Annotated in this window: 23 protein-coding genes; 8 read left to right on the top strand and 15 right to left on the bottom strand. The window is 72.1% G+C overall.

Annotation, left to right across the window (positions count from 1 at the left end):
• Positions 1-76 precede the first annotated feature (76 nt).
• Entirely contained in the window at positions 77-1,186 is a 1,110-nt protein-coding gene (locus GJ743_RS13180; protein ID WP_155052375.1) for a Gfo/Idh/MocA family protein, read from the top strand.
• Between the two features lie 111 nt (positions 1,187-1,297).
• Here GJ743_RS13180 and GJ743_RS13175 read toward each other — a convergent pair whose 3' ends face one another.
• Genes GJ743_RS13175 through GJ743_RS19655 form a run of 3 tightly spaced genes read right to left on the bottom strand, consistent with a single transcriptional unit; the run spans position 1,298 to position 2,790 of the window.
• A complete protein-coding gene (locus GJ743_RS13175) occupies positions 1,298-1,567 on the bottom strand; it encodes a hypothetical protein (protein WP_155052374.1) in 270 nt (89 codons plus the stop codon).
• A 60-nt stretch (positions 1,568-1,627) separates the two neighbouring features.
• Positions 1,628-2,518, bottom strand: a complete 891-nt coding sequence (locus tag GJ743_RS13170) for an aldo/keto reductase (protein WP_328289173.1) — start codon at positions 2,516-2,518, stop codon at positions 1,628-1,630.
• A 56-nt stretch (positions 2,519-2,574) separates the two neighbouring features.
• Positions 2,575-2,790, bottom strand: coding sequence for a hypothetical protein (locus tag GJ743_RS19655; RefSeq protein WP_230386777.1), 216 nt, complete (start codon positions 2,788-2,790; stop codon positions 2,575-2,577).
• 121 nt (positions 2,791-2,911) lie between these two features.
• Here GJ743_RS19655 and GJ743_RS13165 point away from each other — a divergent pair, with 121 nt between their 5' ends.
• Positions 2,912-3,418 (top strand): hypothetical protein, encoded by a 507-nt coding sequence (locus tag GJ743_RS13165; RefSeq protein WP_155052372.1) that lies wholly within the window; start codon positions 2,912-2,914, stop codon positions 3,416-3,418.
• Positions 3,419-3,523: 105 nt separating this feature from the next.
• Here GJ743_RS13165 and GJ743_RS13160 read toward each other — a convergent pair whose 3' ends face one another.
• From GJ743_RS13160 to GJ743_RS13140, 5 genes are all read right to left on the bottom strand, one after another.
• A complete protein-coding gene (locus GJ743_RS13160) occupies positions 3,524-5,116 on the bottom strand; it encodes a dihydrolipoamide acetyltransferase family protein (protein WP_230386776.1) in 1,593 nt (530 codons plus the stop codon).
• On the bottom strand, positions 5,113-6,141 hold the full coding sequence (locus tag GJ743_RS13155; RefSeq protein ID WP_155052370.1) for an alpha-ketoacid dehydrogenase subunit beta: 1,029 nt from the start codon (positions 6,139-6,141) through the stop codon (positions 5,113-5,115). The genes GJ743_RS13160 and GJ743_RS13155 overlap by 4 nt, the downstream gene beginning before the upstream one ends.
• Complete coding sequence (pdhA, locus tag GJ743_RS13150) at positions 6,138-7,283, bottom strand: pyruvate dehydrogenase (acetyl-transferring) E1 component subunit alpha (protein ID WP_155052369.1); 1,146 nt, start codon at positions 7,281-7,283, stop codon at positions 6,138-6,140. The genes GJ743_RS13155 and pdhA overlap by 4 nt, the downstream gene beginning before the upstream one ends.
• A gap of 109 nt (positions 7,284-7,392) precedes the next feature.
• A complete protein-coding gene (locus GJ743_RS13145) occupies positions 7,393-7,887 on the bottom strand; it encodes an Lrp/AsnC family transcriptional regulator (RefSeq protein WP_155052368.1) in 495 nt (164 codons plus the stop codon).
• On the bottom strand, positions 7,884-8,726 hold the full coding sequence (locus GJ743_RS13140) for an oxygenase MpaB family protein (protein ID WP_196217000.1): 843 nt from the start codon (positions 8,724-8,726) through the stop codon (positions 7,884-7,886). The genes GJ743_RS13145 and GJ743_RS13140 overlap by 4 nt, the downstream gene beginning before the upstream one ends.
• 62 nt (positions 8,727-8,788) lie before the next feature.
• Between GJ743_RS13140 and GJ743_RS13135 the strand changes: the two genes are divergently transcribed.
• Together GJ743_RS13135 and GJ743_RS13130 are read left to right on the top strand one after the other, a co-directional pair.
• Positions 8,789-9,982, top strand: coding sequence for a glycoside hydrolase family 3 N-terminal domain-containing protein (locus tag GJ743_RS13135; protein WP_328289172.1), 1,194 nt, complete (start codon positions 8,789-8,791; stop codon positions 9,980-9,982).
• A 74-nt stretch (positions 9,983-10,056) separates the two neighbouring features.
• The gene (locus tag GJ743_RS13130; RefSeq protein WP_155052366.1) at positions 10,057-10,623 is read left to right on the top strand and encodes a YceI family protein; all 567 of its coding nucleotides are present in this window, start codon (positions 10,057-10,059) and stop codon (positions 10,621-10,623) included.
• Positions 10,624-10,790: 167 nt separating this feature from the next.
• Here the strand turns inward: GJ743_RS13130 and GJ743_RS13125 are convergent, their stop codons facing one another.
• On the bottom strand, positions 10,791-11,909 hold the full coding sequence (locus tag GJ743_RS13125) for a winged helix DNA-binding domain-containing protein (RefSeq protein WP_196216999.1): 1,119 nt from the start codon (positions 11,907-11,909) through the stop codon (positions 10,791-10,793).
• A 114-nt stretch (positions 11,910-12,023) separates the two neighbouring features.
• On the opposite strand from GJ743_RS13125, the gene GJ743_RS13120 reads away from it, so the two are divergent.
• Both GJ743_RS13120 and GJ743_RS13115 read left to right on the top strand, forming a co-directional pair.
• Positions 12,024-13,622: an ABC-F family ATP-binding cassette domain-containing protein gene (locus GJ743_RS13120; protein ID WP_328289171.1), complete on the top strand. Its 1,599-nt coding sequence runs from the start codon at positions 12,024-12,026 to the stop codon at positions 13,620-13,622.
• A 44-nt stretch (positions 13,623-13,666) separates the two neighbouring features.
• The gene (locus tag GJ743_RS13115) at positions 13,667-13,894 is read left to right on the top strand and encodes an RNA-binding S4 domain-containing protein (RefSeq protein ID WP_155052364.1); all 228 of its coding nucleotides are present in this window, start codon (positions 13,667-13,669) and stop codon (positions 13,892-13,894) included.
• A gap of 127 nt (positions 13,895-14,021) precedes the next feature.
• Here the strand turns inward: GJ743_RS13115 and GJ743_RS13110 are convergent, their stop codons facing one another.
• On the bottom strand, positions 14,022-14,447 hold the full coding sequence (locus tag GJ743_RS13110) for a nuclear transport factor 2 family protein (RefSeq protein ID WP_196216998.1): 426 nt from the start codon (positions 14,445-14,447) through the stop codon (positions 14,022-14,024).
• A 179-nt stretch (positions 14,448-14,626) separates the two neighbouring features.
• Here GJ743_RS13110 and GJ743_RS13105 point away from each other — a divergent pair, with 179 nt between their 5' ends.
• Positions 14,627-14,995 carry a DUF2200 domain-containing protein gene (locus tag GJ743_RS13105; RefSeq protein WP_328289170.1) on the top strand — a complete coding sequence of 123 codons (369 nt, stop codon included), beginning with the start codon at positions 14,627-14,629 and terminating at the stop codon, positions 14,993-14,995.
• On the opposite strand, the gene GJ743_RS13100 is transcribed toward GJ743_RS13105, so the two are convergent.
• The 3 genes from GJ743_RS13100 to GJ743_RS13090 are packed head-to-tail and all read right to left on the bottom strand — an operon-like array spanning position 14,992 to position 16,603.
• Positions 14,992-15,900 (bottom strand): SURF1 family cytochrome oxidase biogenesis protein, encoded by a 909-nt coding sequence (locus GJ743_RS13100; RefSeq protein WP_155052362.1) that lies wholly within the window; start codon positions 15,898-15,900, stop codon positions 14,992-14,994. The two genes, GJ743_RS13105 and GJ743_RS13100, sit on opposite strands and share 4 nt — an antisense overlap.
• On the bottom strand, positions 15,897-16,166 hold the full coding sequence (locus GJ743_RS13095) for a hypothetical protein (RefSeq protein ID WP_328289182.1): 270 nt from the start codon (positions 16,164-16,166) through the stop codon (positions 15,897-15,899). The genes GJ743_RS13100 and GJ743_RS13095 overlap by 4 nt, the downstream gene beginning before the upstream one ends.
• On the bottom strand, positions 16,166-16,603 hold the full coding sequence (locus GJ743_RS13090) for a DUF3099 domain-containing protein (protein ID WP_155052361.1): 438 nt from the start codon (positions 16,601-16,603) through the stop codon (positions 16,166-16,168). The genes GJ743_RS13095 and GJ743_RS13090 overlap by 1 nt, the downstream gene beginning before the upstream one ends.
• A 186-nt stretch (positions 16,604-16,789) precedes the next feature.
• Here GJ743_RS13090 and GJ743_RS13085 point away from each other — a divergent pair, with 186 nt between their 5' ends.
• Positions 16,790-17,500 (top strand): beta-ketoacyl-ACP reductase, encoded by a 711-nt coding sequence (locus GJ743_RS13085; RefSeq protein ID WP_155052360.1) that lies wholly within the window; start codon positions 16,790-16,792, stop codon positions 17,498-17,500.
• A 72-nt stretch (positions 17,501-17,572) separates the two neighbouring features.
• On the opposite strand, the gene serB is transcribed toward GJ743_RS13085, so the two are convergent.
• Positions 17,573-18,235 (bottom strand): phosphoserine phosphatase SerB, encoded by a 663-nt coding sequence (gene serB / locus GJ743_RS13080; RefSeq protein WP_328289169.1) that lies wholly within the window; start codon positions 18,233-18,235, stop codon positions 17,573-17,575.
• Positions 18,232-19,479: a glucose-1-phosphate adenylyltransferase gene (gene glgC / locus GJ743_RS13075; RefSeq protein ID WP_155052359.1), complete on the bottom strand. Its 1,248-nt coding sequence runs from the start codon at positions 19,477-19,479 to the stop codon at positions 18,232-18,234. The genes serB and glgC overlap by 4 nt, the downstream gene beginning before the upstream one ends.
• Positions 19,480-19,485: the final 6 nt, after the last annotated feature.

Below are 19,485 nucleotides of genomic sequence, written 5' to 3'. Positions count from 1 at the left end.
ACACTTATGTGTGTTCCGCGCATAACTGGCGGATACTGGGTGTGGCGTCCCCGTCACCTCACGTCAGGAGTCACACATGTCCATCCGCGCAGGCATCATCGGTACCGGGTTCATGGCACGCGTCCATGCGCAGGCGATCGCCTCCGGCGGGCACCAGCTCGTCGGCGTGACCGGCTCGAACCGCGACCGCGCCGCCGACTTCGTGGCGAACCGGCCGGGCGCTGCGGCGTTCGGGAGCGTTCGCGAGCTGATCGACCTCCGCCCGGACGTGGTGCACGTGACGACCCCGAACGCCCTGCACCGCGAGCAGGCCGAGGAGATCATCGACGCTGGTATCGGCGTGATCGTCGAGAAGCCGCTCGCCACGAGCGTCGAGGACGCCGAAGCGCTCGCGCGCCACCAGTGCGACGTCCCCGTCGCCGCGGTCCCGTTCATCTACCGGTACTACGGCCTCGTCCGCGAGATCCGAGAGCGCATCCGTCTCCTCCCCGGAAATCGCCTGTGGATGCTTCACGGCAGCTACCTGCAGGACTGGCTCGGCGGTGCCGACCAGACGAACTGGCGGGTCGACCCCGCCGCGGGCGGCGCGAGCCGCGCGTTCGGCGACATCGGCGTGCACTGGTGCGACCTCATGGAGTTCGTGACCGGTCATCGCATCACGACGGTGACGGCCCTGGTCGGCAACGCGTTCGAGCGCGAGGGCGGTGCGGCGCAGAACCTGACCGAGGACGGCGCCGTGCTGACCTTCACGACGGACCACGGTGCGCTCGGTTCCCTCGTCGTCAGCCAGGCCAGCGCCGGGCGCGACAACCGGCTCTACTTCTCCTTCGACGGACCCGACGAGAGCTACGAGTTCGACCAGCAGCTGCCCGAACGCGCATGGATCGGTCGCCGCGATGAGAGCCGCCTCATCACGCGGAACCCGTCCAAGGCCATCGCCACGCCCGTCGGCCTCGAGCCGGTTCCGGCGGGCCACCCCCAGGGGTACCAGCAGTGCTTCAACGACTTCGTCGCCGACGCCTACGCCGCCATCGGCGGTCAGGTCTCCGACACGCTGCCGACCTTCGCCGACGGCCTGCGTGCCGCGCGCCTGACGGAGGCCGTCCTCGAGTCGGCGCGGACGGGCGGACCGGTCCGAGTCGCATCCGATGAAGCGCTCGCGAGGGTCGCCGCGACAGTGCGCTGAATGTGGTGGAGCCGGCCATCGCGTTGTCGGAGGGACGCCCCCTACTGGGACGGAGAGTCTGACGCGAAAACCAGAGCTCGCTCCTCTCGCGCGGTCAGCCCCGACGCGGCATCACCAGATGACGCCTCCGCCGGCGGAGATGCCGGCCCAGGTGAGCGCGATGAAGATCGCGGCGAACACGACGGGTGCGATGCCCGCGCCGCTGCGTGCGAGGCCCTTCAACAGGGCGATCACCGCGAAGACCGCGGCGACGATCGAAAGCCCGCCGCCGAGGATCAACCCGATGAACAGGGGGATGGGCATGAGGAGAAGGCCCGCCAACGCGGTCCAGAAGGCGGCCCAGGCGGTCCAGTTCGAACGGCGTACGGTGGCGTCAGACATGGCAACGATCCTTCCAGACGGCGGCGATCCCGCCGCGCAATCCGGAGCGGCGCTGTGTCGTCAGTCCTCCGGAATCGGGAACAGCATCCGCTCGCCGAACTCCCGGTCGGGGTCGGGCCCGCTGCCCTCGCCCGTGTCGAGCGCGTCGATGCGCGCCAGATCGTCCGCCGAGAGGTCGAAGTCGAAGACGTCGAAGTTCTCCGCGATGCGCGCCGGGTTCGTCGACTTCGGGATGGCCGAGCGGCCCTGCTGGACGTGCCAGCGCAGCATGACCTGCGCGGGCGACTTGCCGTGCGCGGCGGCGATCGCTCCGATCGTCTCGTCCTGCATCACGTTGCGCCGCTCGTCGCCCCACGGGCCCGGGTAGAAGGTGATGCCGCCGATCGGCGACCACGCCTGGGTGAGGATGCCCCGAGCGGCGTGCGCCTCCTGCAGCGCAGGCTGCGAATGGTACGGATGCAGCTCGACCTGGTTGACCGCGGGCACGACGTCGACCTCCGCCATGAGCCGGTCGAGGGCGGCCGGGGTGAAGTTGCTCACGCCGATCGCGCGCACGCGGCCGTCGGCGAGGAGGGACTCGAGCGCCCGATAGGCGGCGATGGTGCGGTCGAAGAGGTTGGCGGCCTGCTGGTGCAGGATCAGGAGGTCGAGTCGGTCGACGCCGAGCTTCCGGGTCGACTTCTCCCAGGCGTGGAGCGTCTCGTCGTACCCGTAGTCGCTCGGCCACACCTTCGTCTCGATGAAGACGTCGTCGCGGTCGAGGCCGGAGCGGCGGATGCCCTCGCCGACCTGACGCTCGTTGCCGTAGGCGGCGGCGGTGTCGATGTGACGGTAGCCGATGCGCAGCGCGGTCTCGACCGCGGCGGCGGTCTCGTCGGGCGGGCTCTGGAAGACGCCGAGACCGATGGCCGGGATGCGGACGCCGTTGCCGAGGATCAGGATTTCGCTCACCCGGCTCACCGTACGTGCCGCGAGGCCGGGCAGGGAGGCCCTGCCGGTACCCCGCTTCAGGCGGCGTGCGTGGCGTGCGACCGGCGCGCGCGGATGATCAACTCGGGTGCTGCGGTGAAGCGGCCCTGCCGCCCCTCTTCCGTCAGGTACTGCACGCGGATGCCACGCCCGACCCGGGCGACCTTGGTGATCTCGTACGAGCCGCCGGTCGCGCTGACGAGGACGTCGCCCACGGCGAGCTCCCTGGCCTGCATCAGTTCGACGATTCCCATGTCGAGAGGTTCTCATGACCCACCGACATTCCGGCCCGCCGGGAAGCGGCGCGCTTGCTTGACCGCCCCACCGGCCCGGCCCACAATTGGGGGACATGCCAACACTGGGGGATTGCGCGACATGAGCGACACGACGACCCGGCCCGTCGACCACACGGGCGGCGACGGCGCCTACGGCGACACCGTCGTCTTCCAGCCCGAACCAGAGACCTCCGACACCCGGGCCGACGCGTCGGCGAAGCGCGGTTCATGGAGCCGCGACCTCCGCTTCATGCTCGTCGTCCTCGTGGCGATCGCCGCGCTGTTCCTGGCGTTCGCCCTCGTCGTCGCGTTCAGCCCCGATGCCTCCGGCATCGCCGCGCTCGCGATCGTCGCGGCGCCGATCGCGACCATGGTCGCCGCCTACTACGGCATCTCGCTCGCGCTGCGGCAGGTCGCCGAAGCCCGGCGGTCGGCGGATGCCGCGGAGGCACGCGCTCGGGGCGCCGAGACGAGTGCGCGCGAGTCCGACGCCTGGGCCGCGCAGATGGAGTCCGGCCTCCGCGTCGCGGTCGCGAAGCTCGAGGCGGCCCGCATCGAGACCCGTGACGTCCAGCGTGCCGCAGGCACTCCCGACGACTTCTTCTAGACCGGCCGGAGCCCGGAAACGGCGAAGGCGCATCCACCCGGATGCGCCTTCGCCATGTCGCGCCCACCCCGGGGCAGCGGCCGGACCCGGAGGTTCGGACCGGACTCAGAGGTCGGCGAGCAGCGAGATCGGTCGCTCGATGCAGCCGGCGATGAAGGTGAGGAAGGCGGCTGCCTCCGCACCGTCGCACACCCGGTGGTCGAACGAGATCGTGAGCTCGGTCACCGAGCGCACCGCGATCGCGCCGTCGACGACCCATGGCCGCTCGACGAGTCGTCCGATGCCGAGCATCGCGGCTTCCGGATGGTTGATGATCGCGGCGGAGCCGTCGACGCCGAGCGTGCCGTAGTTGTTCAGCGTGAACGTGCCGCCCGTGAGCGCATCGGGCGGGAAGGCGCCGGTCGACGCCTGGTCGGTGCGAGCCTCGATCGCATCGCGCAACTCGCGCAGCGACATCCGCTCGACGCCGTGCACGACCGGCACGAGGAGGCCCCGCGGGGTCTGCGCTGCAAGTCCGAGGTTGATCCCCGAGTGCAGGACGAGCTCGTTCCGGTCGGCGTCGAAGCTGGCGTTCAGCGACGGATGCCGCCGGAGCCCGGCGATCGCGAAACGCGCGACGAGCGCGGTGATGCCGAACTTCTCGCCCGTGGCCGCGTTGAGCTGGCGACGCGCGGCGAGCAGCTCGGTCGCGTCGACGTCCATCCAGACGGTCGCCTCCGGGATCTCGCGACGCGAACGCGTGAAGTGCGCCGCGGCGGCACGCTGCATGCGGTCGAGCGGGACCCGCTGTTCGCCGGCGCGCGGTGCCGCGGGAGCAGCGGGAGCCGAGGGCGTCGCGGCGACGGAGGAGACCGACGGCATCGCCGGAGCCGTGCCGCGACCCGCGCGTGCCTCGTCGAGTTCGGTGATGAACGCCTCGACGTCGGCACGGACCACGAGGCCGTCGGGCCCGCTGCCGAGCAGCTCGCTCGCGTCGAACCCGTGCTCGCGGGCGAGCCGCCGGACGATCGGCGAGATGACGGGGGAGTGGCGCCCGTGCTCGAGCGTGTGCGCGGCGTGCGCCTCGGCGAGCGCACGCGTCTCGTCGTCGTGCCCGAGGCCCTCGGTCTCCGCGGTCTCGTCCATCGCTCGGCCGGTGCCGGGGGCTGACGCGTCCGAGGGTGCGTCGGGACCCGTGGTCGACGAGGCCGGCTCGGATGCCTCGGGCGTCTCCCCATCGCTCCGGCGCCGGCCGAACCGGGAGGGCGCCGAGGCCGACCTCGCGGTCGCCGCGCTCGTGCGGGTCCCGTAGCCGATGAGCACTGCGCCGGACTCCTCGGAGGCGGCCTCGGTGGGCACGGCGATGCCGGGTTCCGCCGCGACCGGTTCGGCGTGCGCAGGCGACGCGACGCCGACCGCAGCGGCCGGCGCAGCGGCATCCGTCGTCTCGCCGGCGCTCGCGGCGTCGACCTCGGCGCCGATCGGGGCGAGGCGCATGAGCACCTGGCCGGCGTGCAGCACCTGGCCGACCTCGCCGCCGAGCGACTCGACGACGCCGGCGAACGGCGTGGGCAGCTGCACCACCGACTTCGCAGACTCGAGCTCGACGACGGGCTGGTCGACGCTCACCTCGTCGCCGGGGGCGACGAGCCAGGCGACGACCTCGGCCTCGGTCAGGCCCTCGCCGAGGTCGGGCAGGATGAATTCGCGTGCGCTCATGCGAGGTCCCATTCCCACGAGGCGAGCGCCTCGAGCACTCGGTCGGGCGTCGGCAGGTAGTGCTCCTCGAGCTTCGGCGAGGGGTACGGGATGTCGTAGCCCGTGATCCGGAGGATCGGCGCGGCGAGGTGGAAGAAGTTCCGCTCGGTCAGGCGCGCGGCGACCTCGGCGCCGTAGCCGCCGAACTGCGCGGCCTCGTGGATGACGGCCGCGCGCGTGGTCTTGCGCAGCGACGCGCCGACGGTCTCGTCGTCGAACGGCGAGAGGCTCCGGAGGTCGACCACCTCGATCGAGAGCCCCTCGGCCTCGGCGGCGGCCGCGGCATCCAGCGCGGTGCGCACGGTCGGGCCGTACGCGATGAGCGTGACGTCGGTGCCCTCGCGGACGACCTGCGCCCGGTTCATGGGTGCGGTGCGCACCGGCAGCGACAGTTCGGCCTTCGACCAGTAGCGGCTCTTCGGCTCCATGAACACGATCGGGTCGTCGCTGTCGATGGCCTCGCGGAGCATCGAGTACGCGTCGGCCGGGTTCGAGGGCATGACGACCGTGAGGCCGGGCGTCGCGGCCCAGTACGCCTCGGAGGAGTCGGAGTGGTGCTCGACGCCGCCGATCGCGCCGGCGCAGGGGATGCGGATCACCATGGGCAGGCTCACGCGGCCCTTGGTGCGGTTCCGCATCTTCGCGACGTGCGAGACGATCTGCTCGAACGCCGGGTAGCTGAACGCGTCGAACTGCATCTCGACGACGGGGCGCAGCCCGTACATCGCCATGCCGACCGCGGTGCCGACGATGCCCGCCTCCGCGAGCGGCGAATCCCACACCCGCTCGTCGCCGAAGGCGGCCTGCAGGCCGTCGGTCACGCGGAAGACGCCGCCGAGCGGACCGACGTCCTCGCCGTAGACGACGACGCGGTCATCGTCGGCCATCGCGTCGCGGAGGGCGGCGTTCAGCGCGCCCGCCATGGTCAGGGGCTGGGGGGCGGATGCCGCGGCATCCGTCGCGGGCTCGGTGACGGGCGTGCTCATCGGGCGGCCACCTCCTCGCGGGCGTGCGCGGCGTGCCCGGCGTGGGCGGCGAGCTCGGCCTCGAGGGCGGAGCGCTGCTCGGCGAGCGCGGCGCGCGGGGTCGCGTAGACGTGGTCGAAGAGCTCGAGCGGGTCGAGCTCGGGGGACTCGCTCATCGCGTCGCGCGTACGGGCGGCGAGCGTCTCGCCGGCCTCGGTGATCTCGGCGCGAACGTCGTCGGTGAGCGCACCCTCGGAGACGAGGTACTTCTCGAGGCGCTCGATCGGGTCGCGGCGCTTCCAGTGCTCGACGTCGCGCGGGGCGCGGTAGCGGGTCGGGTCGTCGGAGTTCGTGTGCGACTCGATGCGGTAGGTGAGGCCCTCGATGAGGGTCGGGCCGCCGCCCGAGCGTGCGCGGTCGACCGCGGCGGTCGCGACGGCGAACATCGCCGCGACGTCGTTGCCGTCGACGTGGTAGCCGGGCATGCCGTAGCCGACGGCCTTGTCGGCGAGCGTCGTGGCGTGCGTCTGGCGGGCGATGGGCGTGCTGATCGCGAACTGGTTGTTCTGCACCAGGAACACGGTCGGGGTCTGCCACACGGCCGCGAAGTTGAACGCCTCGTGCGCGTCGCCCTCGCTCGTGGCGCCGTCGCCGAGGTAGGTGAGCGTCACGATCGGGTCGTTGCGCAGGCGCGCGGCGTGGGCGAGGCCGACGGCGTGCAGGGCCTGCGTCGCGAGCGGCGTCGCCATGGCGGCCGTGCGGTGCGCGTGCTGGTCCCAGCCGTTGTGCCAGTCGCCGCGGAAGGACTGGAGGATCTCACCGGGCTCGAGGCCGCGCGTGAGCAGCGCGATGCTGTCGCGATAGGTCGGGAACAGCCAGTCGTCGGCCGTGATCGCCGAGACGACGCCGATCTCGCAGGCCTCCTGGCCGTACGCCGACGGATACGTCGCGAGGCGCCCCTGCTTGGTGAGCGCGGTCACCTGCACGTCGAAGCGGCGCGCGATGACCATGCGCCGGTAGAGGTCGAGCAGGCGCTCGACGGGCGGCAGTTCGAACCCGCCGGTCTCGCGGCCGTGGAGTGCGTGCCCGGCGTTGTCGAGGAGCCGGATCGGCTTCTCGGAGGGGAGGACGCGTGGCTCGTGATGCTCGACGTTGAGGCTCATGTGGCCATGGTGCGACAGTCTGGACCCCCCTCGCTCGGAGTGCGGGGCAACCGTGAACGATCGGCACGGGAACGGCGAAACACGGACCGATCGTCCCGCCGCGAGCGCCTCAGGAGCGCCAGATGTCCAGCGACTGCGCGGGCGGTCGCCCGTCGATCTCCTCCAGGATCAGGTGCGAGCGCGTCGAGACGACGCCGGGCATGTCGTGGATGTCGCGCAGGATCGCCTGGCTGAGCTGCTCGTGGTCGGGAGCGCTCACCGTGAGGATGATGTCGATGTCGCCCGAGACGGCCTGCACCTTCTCGACGAACGGCAGCGTGGCGAGCTTCGCCGCGATCGATTCCCACGACACGTCGCCGATGCGGACGACGACGAGCGCCGAGATGTTCAGGCCGATCGACTTGCGGTCGATCTGCGCGCCGAAGCCGGTGATCACCCCGCGTTGCTGGAGTGCGAGAACCCGATTGTGGGCGGCGGTCCGCGAGATGTGCACGCGCTCCGCGAGGGTTCGCACCGAGAGCCGCCCGTCACGGCTGAGCTCCGCGACGATCCGCCGGTCGATCGCGTCGAGCGGCTCGTCGTGGTGCGGTGCGTGCTGGGTCATCCTCGTCCTCGCAGGTCACCCTCAGCGTAGCGGCTGCGGCGACGGAGCCGTCGGAGCGATGCCCGCGTCGGGATGGCCCTGATCTCCGCCGGCACGACGCGCCGGAGCACCGCGATGGCGGTGAGCCATCCGTCGGCGGTGCGCTGGATGCGCGGCGTCCAGTTCATGCCGTAGGCGGCGCGCAGCGTCGGCGGCAGGAGGCCCGCGGTGACCAGCCGGACCGGGACCATCAGCGGAACGAGCGCCGGGGGCAGGCCCGTGCCGGCGAGCAGGTCGCGGGCGACCGAGCGGGCGTCGTCGCCGACGCGGAGGTCCGCCAGCCGGGCATCCCACCACGCCTCGAACTCGGCCCGCGTCTCGGGCCATCCGGCCGGCCCGCCCTGCAGGCGTGCGGCGATCGGCGCATAGCCGCGCACGAGCGCGTCGGCGGTCGCCGTGTCGAGCCGGGAGCCGCTCAGGCGCTCCTCGAGGTCGAGCGCGACGGCCAGGAGCGTCGCGGCGACCCACCGCTGCGCGTCGGCGTCGCGCGCGTCGTACGCGGGGCGATGCGGGTGCTCGCCGTCGCCGCGGACGCGCGCGTGCCGCGCGTCGACGATCCGCGAGACGTGACGGATGTCGCGTTCGTCGCCGAACACGAGCGCCGTGAGGTAGGCGTGGGTGCCGACGAGCCGGTCGAGGGGGCGGTCGCGGAACCGGCTGTGGCGGGCGACTCCGGCCGCGACGCGCGGGTCGGCGAGCTGCAGCAGGATGGCCGTGGCGCCTCCCGCCATCAGCGTGGCGTCCGCCGCATGCCGCCGGAGCACGGCCTGCTCCGGGCCGAGGTCGTGGTCGTCGCTCACCCGTCCAGTCTCCACCGCGCGAGTCCGGGAGTCGTCCAGCCGTGCCGCGTAGACTCCCGCGGGTGCGTCGGAGAGCGGGTTCGTCATCGGTCGCGGCGGTCGCCGCGGTCGCCCTCGGCGCCGCACTGCTCGCCGGCTGTGCGAGCCCCGGCGCGTCGGCGCCGCCCGCCACGCGCGAGACCGCTGCGACGCCCTCGCCGACGCCGACGCCGACCCCGCCGACGCCCGCCGAATGGGCGGCCGAGCGCGTCGGCGCGATGACCGACCAGGAACGTGCCGCATCGCTGCTCATGCTGCACGCGCCCGGCACCGACCCCGCTGCGATGCGCGCGCTCATCGACCGGGGCATCGCCGGGGTCATCCTGATGGGCGACAACGTCCCGGGCTCCGAGGCCGAACTCGCCGGGCTCACGAGCGCACTGCAGGCCGATCCCGAGGCGGCGACCCTCATCGGCATCGACCAGGAGGGCGGCATCGTCAGCCGCATCGCCTGGGACCCGGCGCCGGCGCCGTACGAGCTCCGCGACCAGCCGGCCGCGGCGACGCGCGACGCGTTCGCGGCGCGGGCGTCGGCGCTCGAGGCATCCGGCGTGAACGTCAACTTCGGCATCGTGGCGGATGTCACCGACGATCCGTCCTCGTTCATCTACGACCGGATCCTCGGAACGGACCCGCAGGCGTCCGCCGAGCACGTCGCGGCGGCCGTCGACGGGGAGCGCGGCGCGGTCGCGAGCACGGTCAAGCACTTCCCGGGCCACGGTGCCGCCCCGGGCGACTCGCACGTCTCGGTGCCGGCGGCGCCGCTGTCGCTCGAAGAGTGGCGGGCCGGGCCGGCGGTGCCCTTCCAGGCGGCGATCGACGCCGACGTCGAACTCGTCATGACGGGCCACCTCAGCTACCCGGCCGTGGATGCCGCGCCCGCCTCGCTCTCGCCGGAGTGGCACCGGATCCTCCGCGACGAGCTCGGCTTCGACGGCGTTCTCGTCACCGACGACATGCTGATGCTGCAGCACAACGGGCTCGCCGAGTACGCCGACCCGGGGGAGAACGCGATCCGGGCGATCGCGGCCGGCAGCGACCTGCTGCTCTACGTGCTGCCCGCCGACCCGTCGGAGTTCGGCATCAGCGTCGAGGGGCTGGCCGCCTCCATCGCCGGCGCGGTCGCCGACGGGCGCATCCCGTCGGAGCGGCTCGAGGAGGCGGCGATCCGCGTCATGGAACTCCGCCGCGAGATCGCTTCGGACGTCGGGGAATAGATCCGAACGGTCCATGCGTTTGCATTCATCGTGGCCACCCGGCCCGGAACGCAACGACTGGGAGAGAGACCCGAATGACGACGACCGCGACGACCCTCGAGATCCCCGGCTACCGCGCCGGCACCTGGAAGATCGACCCCACGCACAGCGAGGTGGGCTTCAGCATCCGCCACCTCATGATCAGCAAGGTCAAGGGCAAGTTCGAGCGCTTCGACGCCACGTTCATCACCGCCGAGGACCCGCTGGACTCGCGCGTGACCGCATCGGCCGAGGTCGCCTCGATCACCACCAACGAGCCCAACCGCGACGCGCACCTGCGCACCGGCGACTTCTTCGAGGCCGAGCAGCACCCGACGATCGACTTCGTCTCGACCGGCGTCCGCGTCGAGGGCGGCGAGTTCAAGGTCGACGGCGAGCTCAGCATGCGCGGCGTCACCAAGCCCGTCACGTTCGACTTCGACTTCGGCGGTTTCGGCGGCGACCCGTACGGCAACTACAAGGGCGGGGCGACCGCCAAGGCCGTCGTGAACCGCGAGGACTTCGGCCTCACCTACAACGCGGCCCTCGAGACCGGCGGCGTGCTCCTCGGCGAGCAGGTCACCATCACGCTCGAGCTGCAGGCGGCGCTCGTCCAGGACTGAGCGCGTTCCCGTCCGGCCGCCGTGCGCGGGCGGGCGGATGAGGACCGAGGGGTCGCGCCGGCGGATGCCGGTGCGGCCCCTCGTTCGTCTGTCGAGCCGAGGGGAACTCGTCCACGCGGGCGTTCGGGGCGACCGGCCATGAGGACCGGAGCGCCGCCCGCCCCGGCTCACGGCGCCGTCGAATCGATGCCCTGCAGCTCGATGCCCTGGAAGCCCGCCCACGCCCGGACGGGTCGCTCGAAGCGGGATGCCGCCGCGGCGTGCTTCGACTCGAACCACCGCAGCTCGATGCGCGGCTTCGCCGCGGTGCCCGACCGCTTCCACGTGCCGACCACGCGCCCATCGAGCACCAGCGTGGGCTGGAACACCCCGTTGCCGCCGGGAATCACCAGGTCGCCGAACGCCGGATCGCAGACGGGGGAGCGATCGGCATAGCCGAGGTAGTACTCGTCGAACCCGGCGAGCGCGAGCGCCCCGCTCGGGCGGGATGCCGCGGCATCCGTCGCACCGGCCGCGACGTAGCGCTCGGGCCCGTCGTCGGCGGGTCGATCGACGAACCGCTCGACCCGGTCGCCCGCGCCATCGAGGGCGGTCCGCGTGTCGCGCATCGTCAGCCCGCTCCACCATGCGAAATCGGCGAGCGTGACCGGGCCGTGCCCGCGCACGTAGGCCGTGAAGAGCTCGGCGAGCGTCTGCTCAGCCGAGTCGGGTTCGCCGGCGCCGACTGGGGCCCATTCGTCGAGCAGCGCGAAGTGCTGGAGTCGCCCGTCGACCGGTCCGCCGCAGAGCACGCCGTCGAGCGCGAGCCACCAGATGAGGTGGTACGTGCGCGGGCCGTTCGCGTCGATGCCCGCCGCCCGCCAGAGTCCGGAGAGCTCGTCGCGCGTGGCCGTGCCGCCGCCCGCGAGTTCGCGTTCGACCGCGTCGCGTGCACGGCGGTACTCGGTCTCGCCGAGCTCGAGCCGCTCGTGCCGGAGCCGCGCGTTCGCGAGCACACGCGGGCCGGTGAGTCGGAGCGTCGGGCGCAGCATCCGCGCCGGGAGGATGTGCAGCGTGCCGCGCATCGGCCACGAGCGCACGACCCGGCGCTCGGCGAGCGCCGCATCCACCGCGTCGGGCGTCGGCCGCGTCATCCGCGACCCGATCACCCACTTCGCGGCGCCCAGGTCTTGCGCCTGGATCGCCCCGAGGCGCTCGACGACGCTCACGGCGTCGTCGGCCGGCGTGCGGAACCCGTGCGAGTGCAGGCGCACCGCGCGCGAGAGCTGGGACGAACCGGTCGGCATACGGTCAGTCTGCCGCGCACCGCCGACACGCGGCATCCGTCGCCCGAGGCTAGACTGGAGGGCTGTGCCGCTCGGCACGCCCACCCATTCCGCTCCCCGGCCCCGGAGGTCACCGTGCTCGCCGTCCACGACCTCGAGATCCGCGTCGGTGCGCGCCTGCTCATGGAGGACGTGAGCTTCCGCGTCTCCTCGGGCGACAAGATCGGCCTCGTCGGGCGCAACGGCGCCGGCAAGACGACGCTGACGAAGACGCTCGCCGGCGAGACGCTGCCCACCGACGGTCGCATCGACCGCTCCGGCGAGATCGGGTACCTGCCGCAGGATCCGCGCTCGGGCGACCCGGAGATGCTGGCCCGCACGCGCATCCTCGACGCGCGCGGGCTGGGTTCGCTCGTCGTCGGCATGCGCGAGGCGTCCGAGAAGATGGGCTCGAGCGACCCCGTCGTCGCCGAGAAGGCGATGAAGCGCTTCGGCACGCTGACCGACCGGTTCACCGCGCTCGGCGGGTACGCCGCCGAGGCCGAGGCCGCGTCGATCGCGTCGAACCTGAACCTGCCCGACCGGATCCTCGACCAGCCGCTGAAGACCCTCTCGGGCGGCCAGCGTCGGCGCATCGAGCTCGCGCGGATCCTGTTCTCGGACGCCGACACGATGATCCTCGACGAGCCGACGAACCACCTCGACGCCGACTCGGTCGTGTGGCTCCGCGAGTTCCTGAAGGGCTACCGGGGCGGCGTGATCGTCATCAGCCACGACGTCGAGCTCGTCGGCGAGGTCGTGAACCGCGTGTTCTACCTCGACGCGAACCGCTCGGTCATCGACGTGTACAACATGGGCTGGAAGCACTACCTCCGCCAGCGCGCGGCCGACGAGGAGCGCCGCAAGAAGGAGCGCGCGAACGCCGAGAAGAAGGCCGACGCGCTGCGGCAGCAGGCCGCGAAGTTCGGCGCGAAGGCCTCGAAGGCCGCGGCCGCCCACCAGATGGTCGCGCGCGCCGAGAAGCTCCTGTCGGGGCTCGAGGAGGTCCGCGCCGTCGACCGGGTCGCCAAGCTGCGGTTCCCGACCCCCGCGCCCTGCGGACGCACCCCCCTGACCGCTGCCGACCTGTCGAAGAGCTACGGCTCGCTCGAGATCTTCACGGCCGTCGACCTCGCGATCGACCGCGGCTCGAAGGTCGTCATCATCGGCCTGAACGGCGCGGGCAAGACCACCCTCCTCCGCATCCTCGCGGGCGTCGACCGACCCGACACGGGCGTCGTCGACGCCGGCCACGGGCTGCGGATCGGCTACTACGCGCAGGAGCACGAGACGCTCGACGTCTCGCGGACCGTGCTGCAGAACATGGTCAGCGCCTCGCCGAACCTCACCGAGACCGAGGCGCGCAAGGTCCTCGGCTCGTTCCTGTTCACCGGCGACGACGTGCACAAGCCCGCCGGCGTGCTCTCGGGCGGCGAGAAGACGCGCCTCGCGCTCGCCACCATCGTCGTCTCGGGCGCGAACGTACTGCTCCTCGACGAGCCGACCAACAACCTCGACCCCGCCAGCCGCGAGGAGATCCTCGACGCGCTCGCGCACTACGAGGGCGCCGTCGTGCTCGTCTCCCACGACCCCGGCGCGGTCGAGTCACTGAACCCCGAGCGCGTGCTCATCATGCCCGACGGCGTCGAGGACCACTGGAGTCGCGAGTACCAGGAGCTCATCGAGCTCGCGTAGGGCCAGGCGGCTCGGGCCGGCATCCGGTCGGCCAGCGTTGAGGGATGACGAACCCCGCACCGATCGAGGACGTCCCCATCGGCGGAGAGGGCATTCGGCTCGGGCGGTTCCTGAAGTTCGCCGGGCTCCTCGACTCCGGCGGCGACGTGAAGGAGGCCGTCATCGGCGGCCACGTGGCGGTGAACGGCGAGGTCGATCGGCGACGCGGTCGTCAGCTGGTGCTCGGAGACGTCGTCGGCTTCGACGGACGCAGGGTCCGCGTCTGCCCGTGAGGGACCACATCGGAGCGCTGAGGCTGCCAGCTTCCGCCAGTCGGCCAGATCGGCCCGGGCGATCTCCGCGCCCTTCAGCATGTCCATGCCCGCAGACCCTACCCGCGAGCCGAACGCGCTGTGCCGGTCAGTCCTCGAACGACCGGCCTTCGGCCTGGGCGCGGTCAGGGGCCGACAGGTGCGTCTGCACGAACCGCCAGCCGTCGTCGGTGCGCACCAGCCCGACCGTCATGCGCAGGCCCGACATCTCGAACGGCTGCCCGCCGGCGGAGCCGGACGCCGTGACATCGCAGTAGGCGAACGCGGCGCCGCCGATCGCCGTCACGCGGAGGTTGGAGAGCCGGAACTCCGCGTCGTCGGCCTGCGAGAAGTCCCGCGTCGCCTGGGCGCGGTACTCGTCGAGGCCGAACCGCACCTCGTCCGCGCCGGTGCCCACGAGTTGGACGTCGTCCCCGATCGCGTTTCGCAGGAGCGCACCCATGTCCCTCGCCCGATAGGCTTCCGCCCACTCCCGGAGCACCGCCTCGACCTCATCGACAGCCGTATCGCTCATCATGACCTCCTCGTCAGCGGATGGATACCCGAAGTGTCCCACCGGGACCGGCCCGCGGCCAGTGGTCCGGCAGTCGCGAGGTGCCGCCGAGCCGTACGGGCACCGCCCGCTCAACGGTCGAAATCCGGCCGCGTAGTCTTGAGTCTCGGCAAGGCCGCCGTCGACCCGAGGAGGAACACGTGTCCGCACACCGGATCTACGGGATGAGCTTCGGCAGCATCTACCCGCTGTACGTGCAGAAGGTCGAGCGGAAGGACCACAGCAAGGCCGAGCTCGACCGGGTCATCACGTGGCTCACCGGCTACGACGACGCCGGGCTCGACGAGGCGATCGCCGACGGGCGCACCCTCGAGGCGTTCTTCGCGGAAGCCCCGGCGATGAACCCGAACGCCTCGCTCATCACGGGCGTCATCTGCGGCATGCGCGTCGAGGAGATCGAGGACCCGCTCATGCAGAAGATCCGCTACATGGACAAGCTCGTCGACGAGGTCGCGCGCGGCAAGAAGATGACGTCGATCCTGCGCGGCACGGAGGTCGCGAAGGCCTAGCGCCGGTCGAGGATCTCGTCCTCGACGTCCGCGTCCGTCCGGCGTCGATCGGCCTTCGCCGGGCGCTGTCGCGGACTCGATCGACGTGTGCGGCTCGCCGGGTCGACCTGGCGAGCGGATGGCGCGGCCACGCGCCCGTCGTCCGCCCCGACCGCACCCGCCCCCGCGGCATCCGCTTCGAGCACCTTGCGCTCCTGGTTCGCGAACCAGGCCAACGCGATGAACGCGAGCAGCGCGAACACGAACCACTGCAGCGCGTACGAGAGATGCGGCCCCTCGTCGCGCACCGGCCGGGGGAGTGCCACCGGCGGTTCGCTCGCGGCGGCACCCGATTGGATGAGGATGCCGTAGGCGCCCGTGTAGGCGGGCGCGCCGACGCGATCGGCGAGCTCGTCGAGGTCGATCGTCGCGAGTTCCGTGCCCGACGACGTGCGGCCCGCGATCCGTCCTTCGCCCGCCTTGAGGCGCGCCGTGATCTCGACCTCGCCGGCGGGCGGCGCGGCGACCTCCGACGGACGCCCGTCGGAGTCCTGCGGGATCCAGCCGCGGTCGACCATGAACACCGTGCCGTCGGCCAGCCGGAACGGCGTGATCACCTCGAAGCCCGTGCTGCCGCCGTACGGGCGGTTGCGGACGACGACCTCCTCCGAGGCGAGGTACTCGCCGGTCGCGGCGACCACCTGCCAGCGCTGGTCGATGTCGAAGCCGTCGGGCTCGGGGAGCGCCTCGGCGAGCGGCACCGGGTCGGCGTCGTAGTTCGCGTCGATGCGGGCGACCTCGGCGAGCGCCTCGGCGCGGCGGTTGAGCTGCCAGGTGCCGAGCGCCGAGCACGCGATCGCGAACACGATGACGAGTGCGAGGTAGCCCGCCCAGCGGGGCGAGGCGAGGAACCGCCAGCGGTTCATGCGCCCTCACCGCCAGAGCGGGCGTCTCGGCCGAGCGGCGCCGCGGGCGCGGCATCCGTCGCCTCGAACGCCGCCACCCGCACCGGGAAGGAACGCGAGGCGAGGAAGTCGCGCAGGTACTCGACGTGCTCGTCGCACGCGAGCCAGGTCTTCACGCGGTCCTCCGAGTGGATCTTCGGGTTCCGCCAGTCGATGCGCCACGTCGCGCCCTCGCGGCATCCCGCGCGGGAGCAGCCGCCCTCCAGGGCGGCGGAGGAGAGGCCGATCACCGGTCGCCCTCCCGGTCGTCGGCCGGGCGATCATCGTTCGGGCGCTCGGCCGACGGCGCGTCGGGCTCGGGCGCAGCGCCGGAACCGTCGGTCGAGCCGGCCCGGTCGGATGCCGACGGCTGGGCGTCGCCCGCGGCATCCGCCGTCGTCCAGTCCGTCCCGCCGTCGGCGCGGCGCAGCGGCACGATGCCGCCCGGACTCTCGACGTCGGAGCGGCGCGTCGTCGCCACGTTCGCGACGACGACCGCGAAGTACGGCAGGAACACCGCGCCGAGCGCGAACACCAGCAGCCACCAGCCCTGCACGAACAGCAGCGCGACGATGCAGGCGACGCGGATCGACATCATGACCGTGTACTTGATCATGCGGGCACGTCGTTCCTCGTCGGGCGACGGAGGCAGCGACGTGATCGACTGCAGGGGTGGGTGCTTCATGGTGGTCGCCGTGGACTGCGGCGCTCCTCACCTCAAGCCTACGTCCGCTGCGGGCGACGGATGCCGCGCACTCGGCAACCTCTATGCTGGGACGGGTCGCGCGCCCCTGTCGCGCACCCTTCCAGCCGAGCACGCCGGAATCCGCGCGTCGGCCGACACAGCCCCCCAGAGAGACGGAGTCCCGCCATGACCACGAGCCGCACGGTGCTGGTGACCGGAGGCAACCGGGGGATCGGCTACGCGATCGCCGAGGAGTTCGTCGCGCAGGGCCACCGCGTGGCCGTGACCGCGCGCTCCGGGGACGGCCCCGCGGGCACGCTCACCGTGCGCGCCGACGTCACCGACGCCGAGTCGATCGACCGCGCGTTCACCGAGATCGAGGCCGAGCTCGGACCGGTCGAGGTCCTCGTGGCGAATGCGGGCATCACGCGCGACACGCTCCTCATGCGCATGAGCGAGGAGGAGTTCACGAGCGTCGTCGACACCAACCTCACCGGCGCGTTCCGCGTCGTCAAGCGCGCCTCGAAGGGCATGCTGAAGGCCCGCTTCGGGCGCATCGTGCTCATCTCGAGCGTCGTCGGCCTCTACGGCGGCGCCGGCCAGGTCAACTACTCGTCGTCGAAGGCCGCGCTCGTCGGCATGGCCCGCTCCATCACCCGCGAGCTCGGAGCGCGGAACATCACCGCCAACGTCATCGCGCCCGGCTTCATCGAGACCGACATGACCGACGCGCTTCCCGAGGCGCAGCAGGCCGAGTACAAGAAGAGCATCCCGGCAGGCCGCTTCGCGACCCCGTCGGAGGTCGCGAAGGTCGTCGCGTGGGTGGCGGGCGACGACGCCGGCTACATCTCGGGCGCCGTCATCCCCGTCGACGGCGGCCTCGGCATGGGGCACTGAGCGCCCGCACATCTAATCCGACGCCCTCGGCCGCTTCAGGCGGACGGGGGCGTCGTGGTCTCCGCGCGACGATCAGCCGCGCAGGCCCGCGAGCGCCAGCACGCCGCTGAGGTCGACCCGGTCGATCGCGACGTCCGCCTGCGCCCGCACGACCGGCTTCGCGCAGAACGCGACGCCGAGCGCCGCGCGGTCGAGCATGCGCAGGTCGTTCGCGCCGTCGCCCACTGCGATCGTCCGCGAGAGCGGGGTGCCGGATGCCGCGGCCCACTCCTCGAGCGCGCGCCGCTTCGCCTCGGCGTCGACGATGTCGCCGAGCACGCGCCCGGTGAGCCGGTCAGCCTCGACCTCGAGGCGGTTCGCCCGGCAGAAGTCGAGCCCGAGCCGCGCGGCGAGCGGGTCGAGCAATTCGTGGAAGCCGCCCGAGACCACGCCGACGCGGCCGCCCGCTGCATGTACGCCGTCGATCAGCTCCTGCACGCCGGGCGTGGGCGTGAGTCGCTCGCGTGCGGCGAGCACCTCGACGACCGGGAGGCCGGCGAGCGTCGCCACGCGTTCGCGGAGGCTCGCGGCGAAGTCGAGCTCGCCGCGCATCGCGCGCTCGGTGACTGCGGCGACGTGCTCGAGGCTCCCCGCCGCCTCGGCGAGCAGCTCGATCGCCTCCTCGCGGATCAACGTCGAGTCGGCGTCGAGCACGACGAGGAGGCCGCCCGCGCGGCCGGTGGTGCCGCGACTCACGCGTGCTTCCGCACGTGGGACCCCTTGCCCACGACGGTGATGCCGCTGTCAGTGACGACGAAGCCGCGCGCGCGGTCCTCGGCACGGTCGACGCCGATGTGCGCTCCGGCCTCGACGACGACCTCCTTGTCGAGGATGGCGCGGCGCACGGTGGCACCCGCCTCGATACGGGCGCGGTCGAAGAGGATCGAGTCGGACACGTTCGCGCCCGAGCCGACGATCGCCCACGGTCCGAGCACGCTGCGCTCCACGTGCGCGCCCGAGATGACCGAACCGAGCGAGACGATCGAGTCGATCACGGTGCCGAGCGATCCGCGCGCGTCGCGCGTGAACTTCGCGGGCGGCGAGTTGACCTGCTGGCTGAAGATCGGCCACTCCTGGTTGTACAGGTTGAACACCGGCAGCACCGAGATGAGGTCCTGGTGGGCCTCGAAGAACGAGTCGATCGTTCCCACGTCGCGCCAGTAGTAGCGGTCGCGGTCGGTCGAGCCGGGCACGTCGTTGCCCTTGAGGTCGTAGACGCCGGCCTTGCCCTGCGACACGAACGCGGGGATGATGTCGCCGCCCATGTCGTGGCTGGAGTCGGTGCGCTCGCCGTCGCGCAGCACGGCGTCGATGAGCGCGTCGGCGTTGAAGACGTAATTGCCCATCGAGGCGAGCACCTCGCCGGGGGAGTCGGGCAGGCCCTCGGGGTCGCTCGGCTTCTCGAGGAAGCGGTGGATGCGGTCGGGCGACTTCGGGTCGATCTCGATGACCCCGAACTGGTTCGCGAGCGAGATCGGCTGGCGGATGGCCGCGACCGTCGCCTCGGCGCCCGAGTCGATGTGCGCCTGGATCATCTGGCTGAAGTCCATGCGGTAGACGTGGTCGGCGCCGACCACGACGATGATGTCGGGCTGCTCGTCGTAGATCAGGTTGAGGCTCTGCAGGATCGCGTCGGCCGAACCCGAGAACCAGCGCTTGCCGAGGCGCTGCTGGGCCGGCACGGATGCCACGTACGAGCCGAGCATGCCGTCGAGGCGCCACGTCTGCGACACGTGGCGGTCGAGGCTGTGCGACTTGTACTGGGTCAGCACCACGATCTGCTGGAGGCCGGAGTTGATGAGGTTCGAGAGTGCGAAGTCGATCAGGCGGTACTGACCGCCGAACGGCACCGCCGGCTTGGCACGGTCCTCGGTCAGGGGCATGAGGCGCTTGCCTTCGCCGCCCGCGAGCACGATTCCGAAGATCTTCCGCGTAGCCATGTGCCC

It is taken from the genome of Agromyces bracchium (assembly GCF_009709675.1).
Classification (GTDB): domain Bacteria; phylum Actinomycetota; class Actinomycetes; order Actinomycetales; family Microbacteriaceae; genus Agromyces; species Agromyces bracchium.
This window is presented reverse-complemented; position numbering and strand designations above follow the sequence as displayed.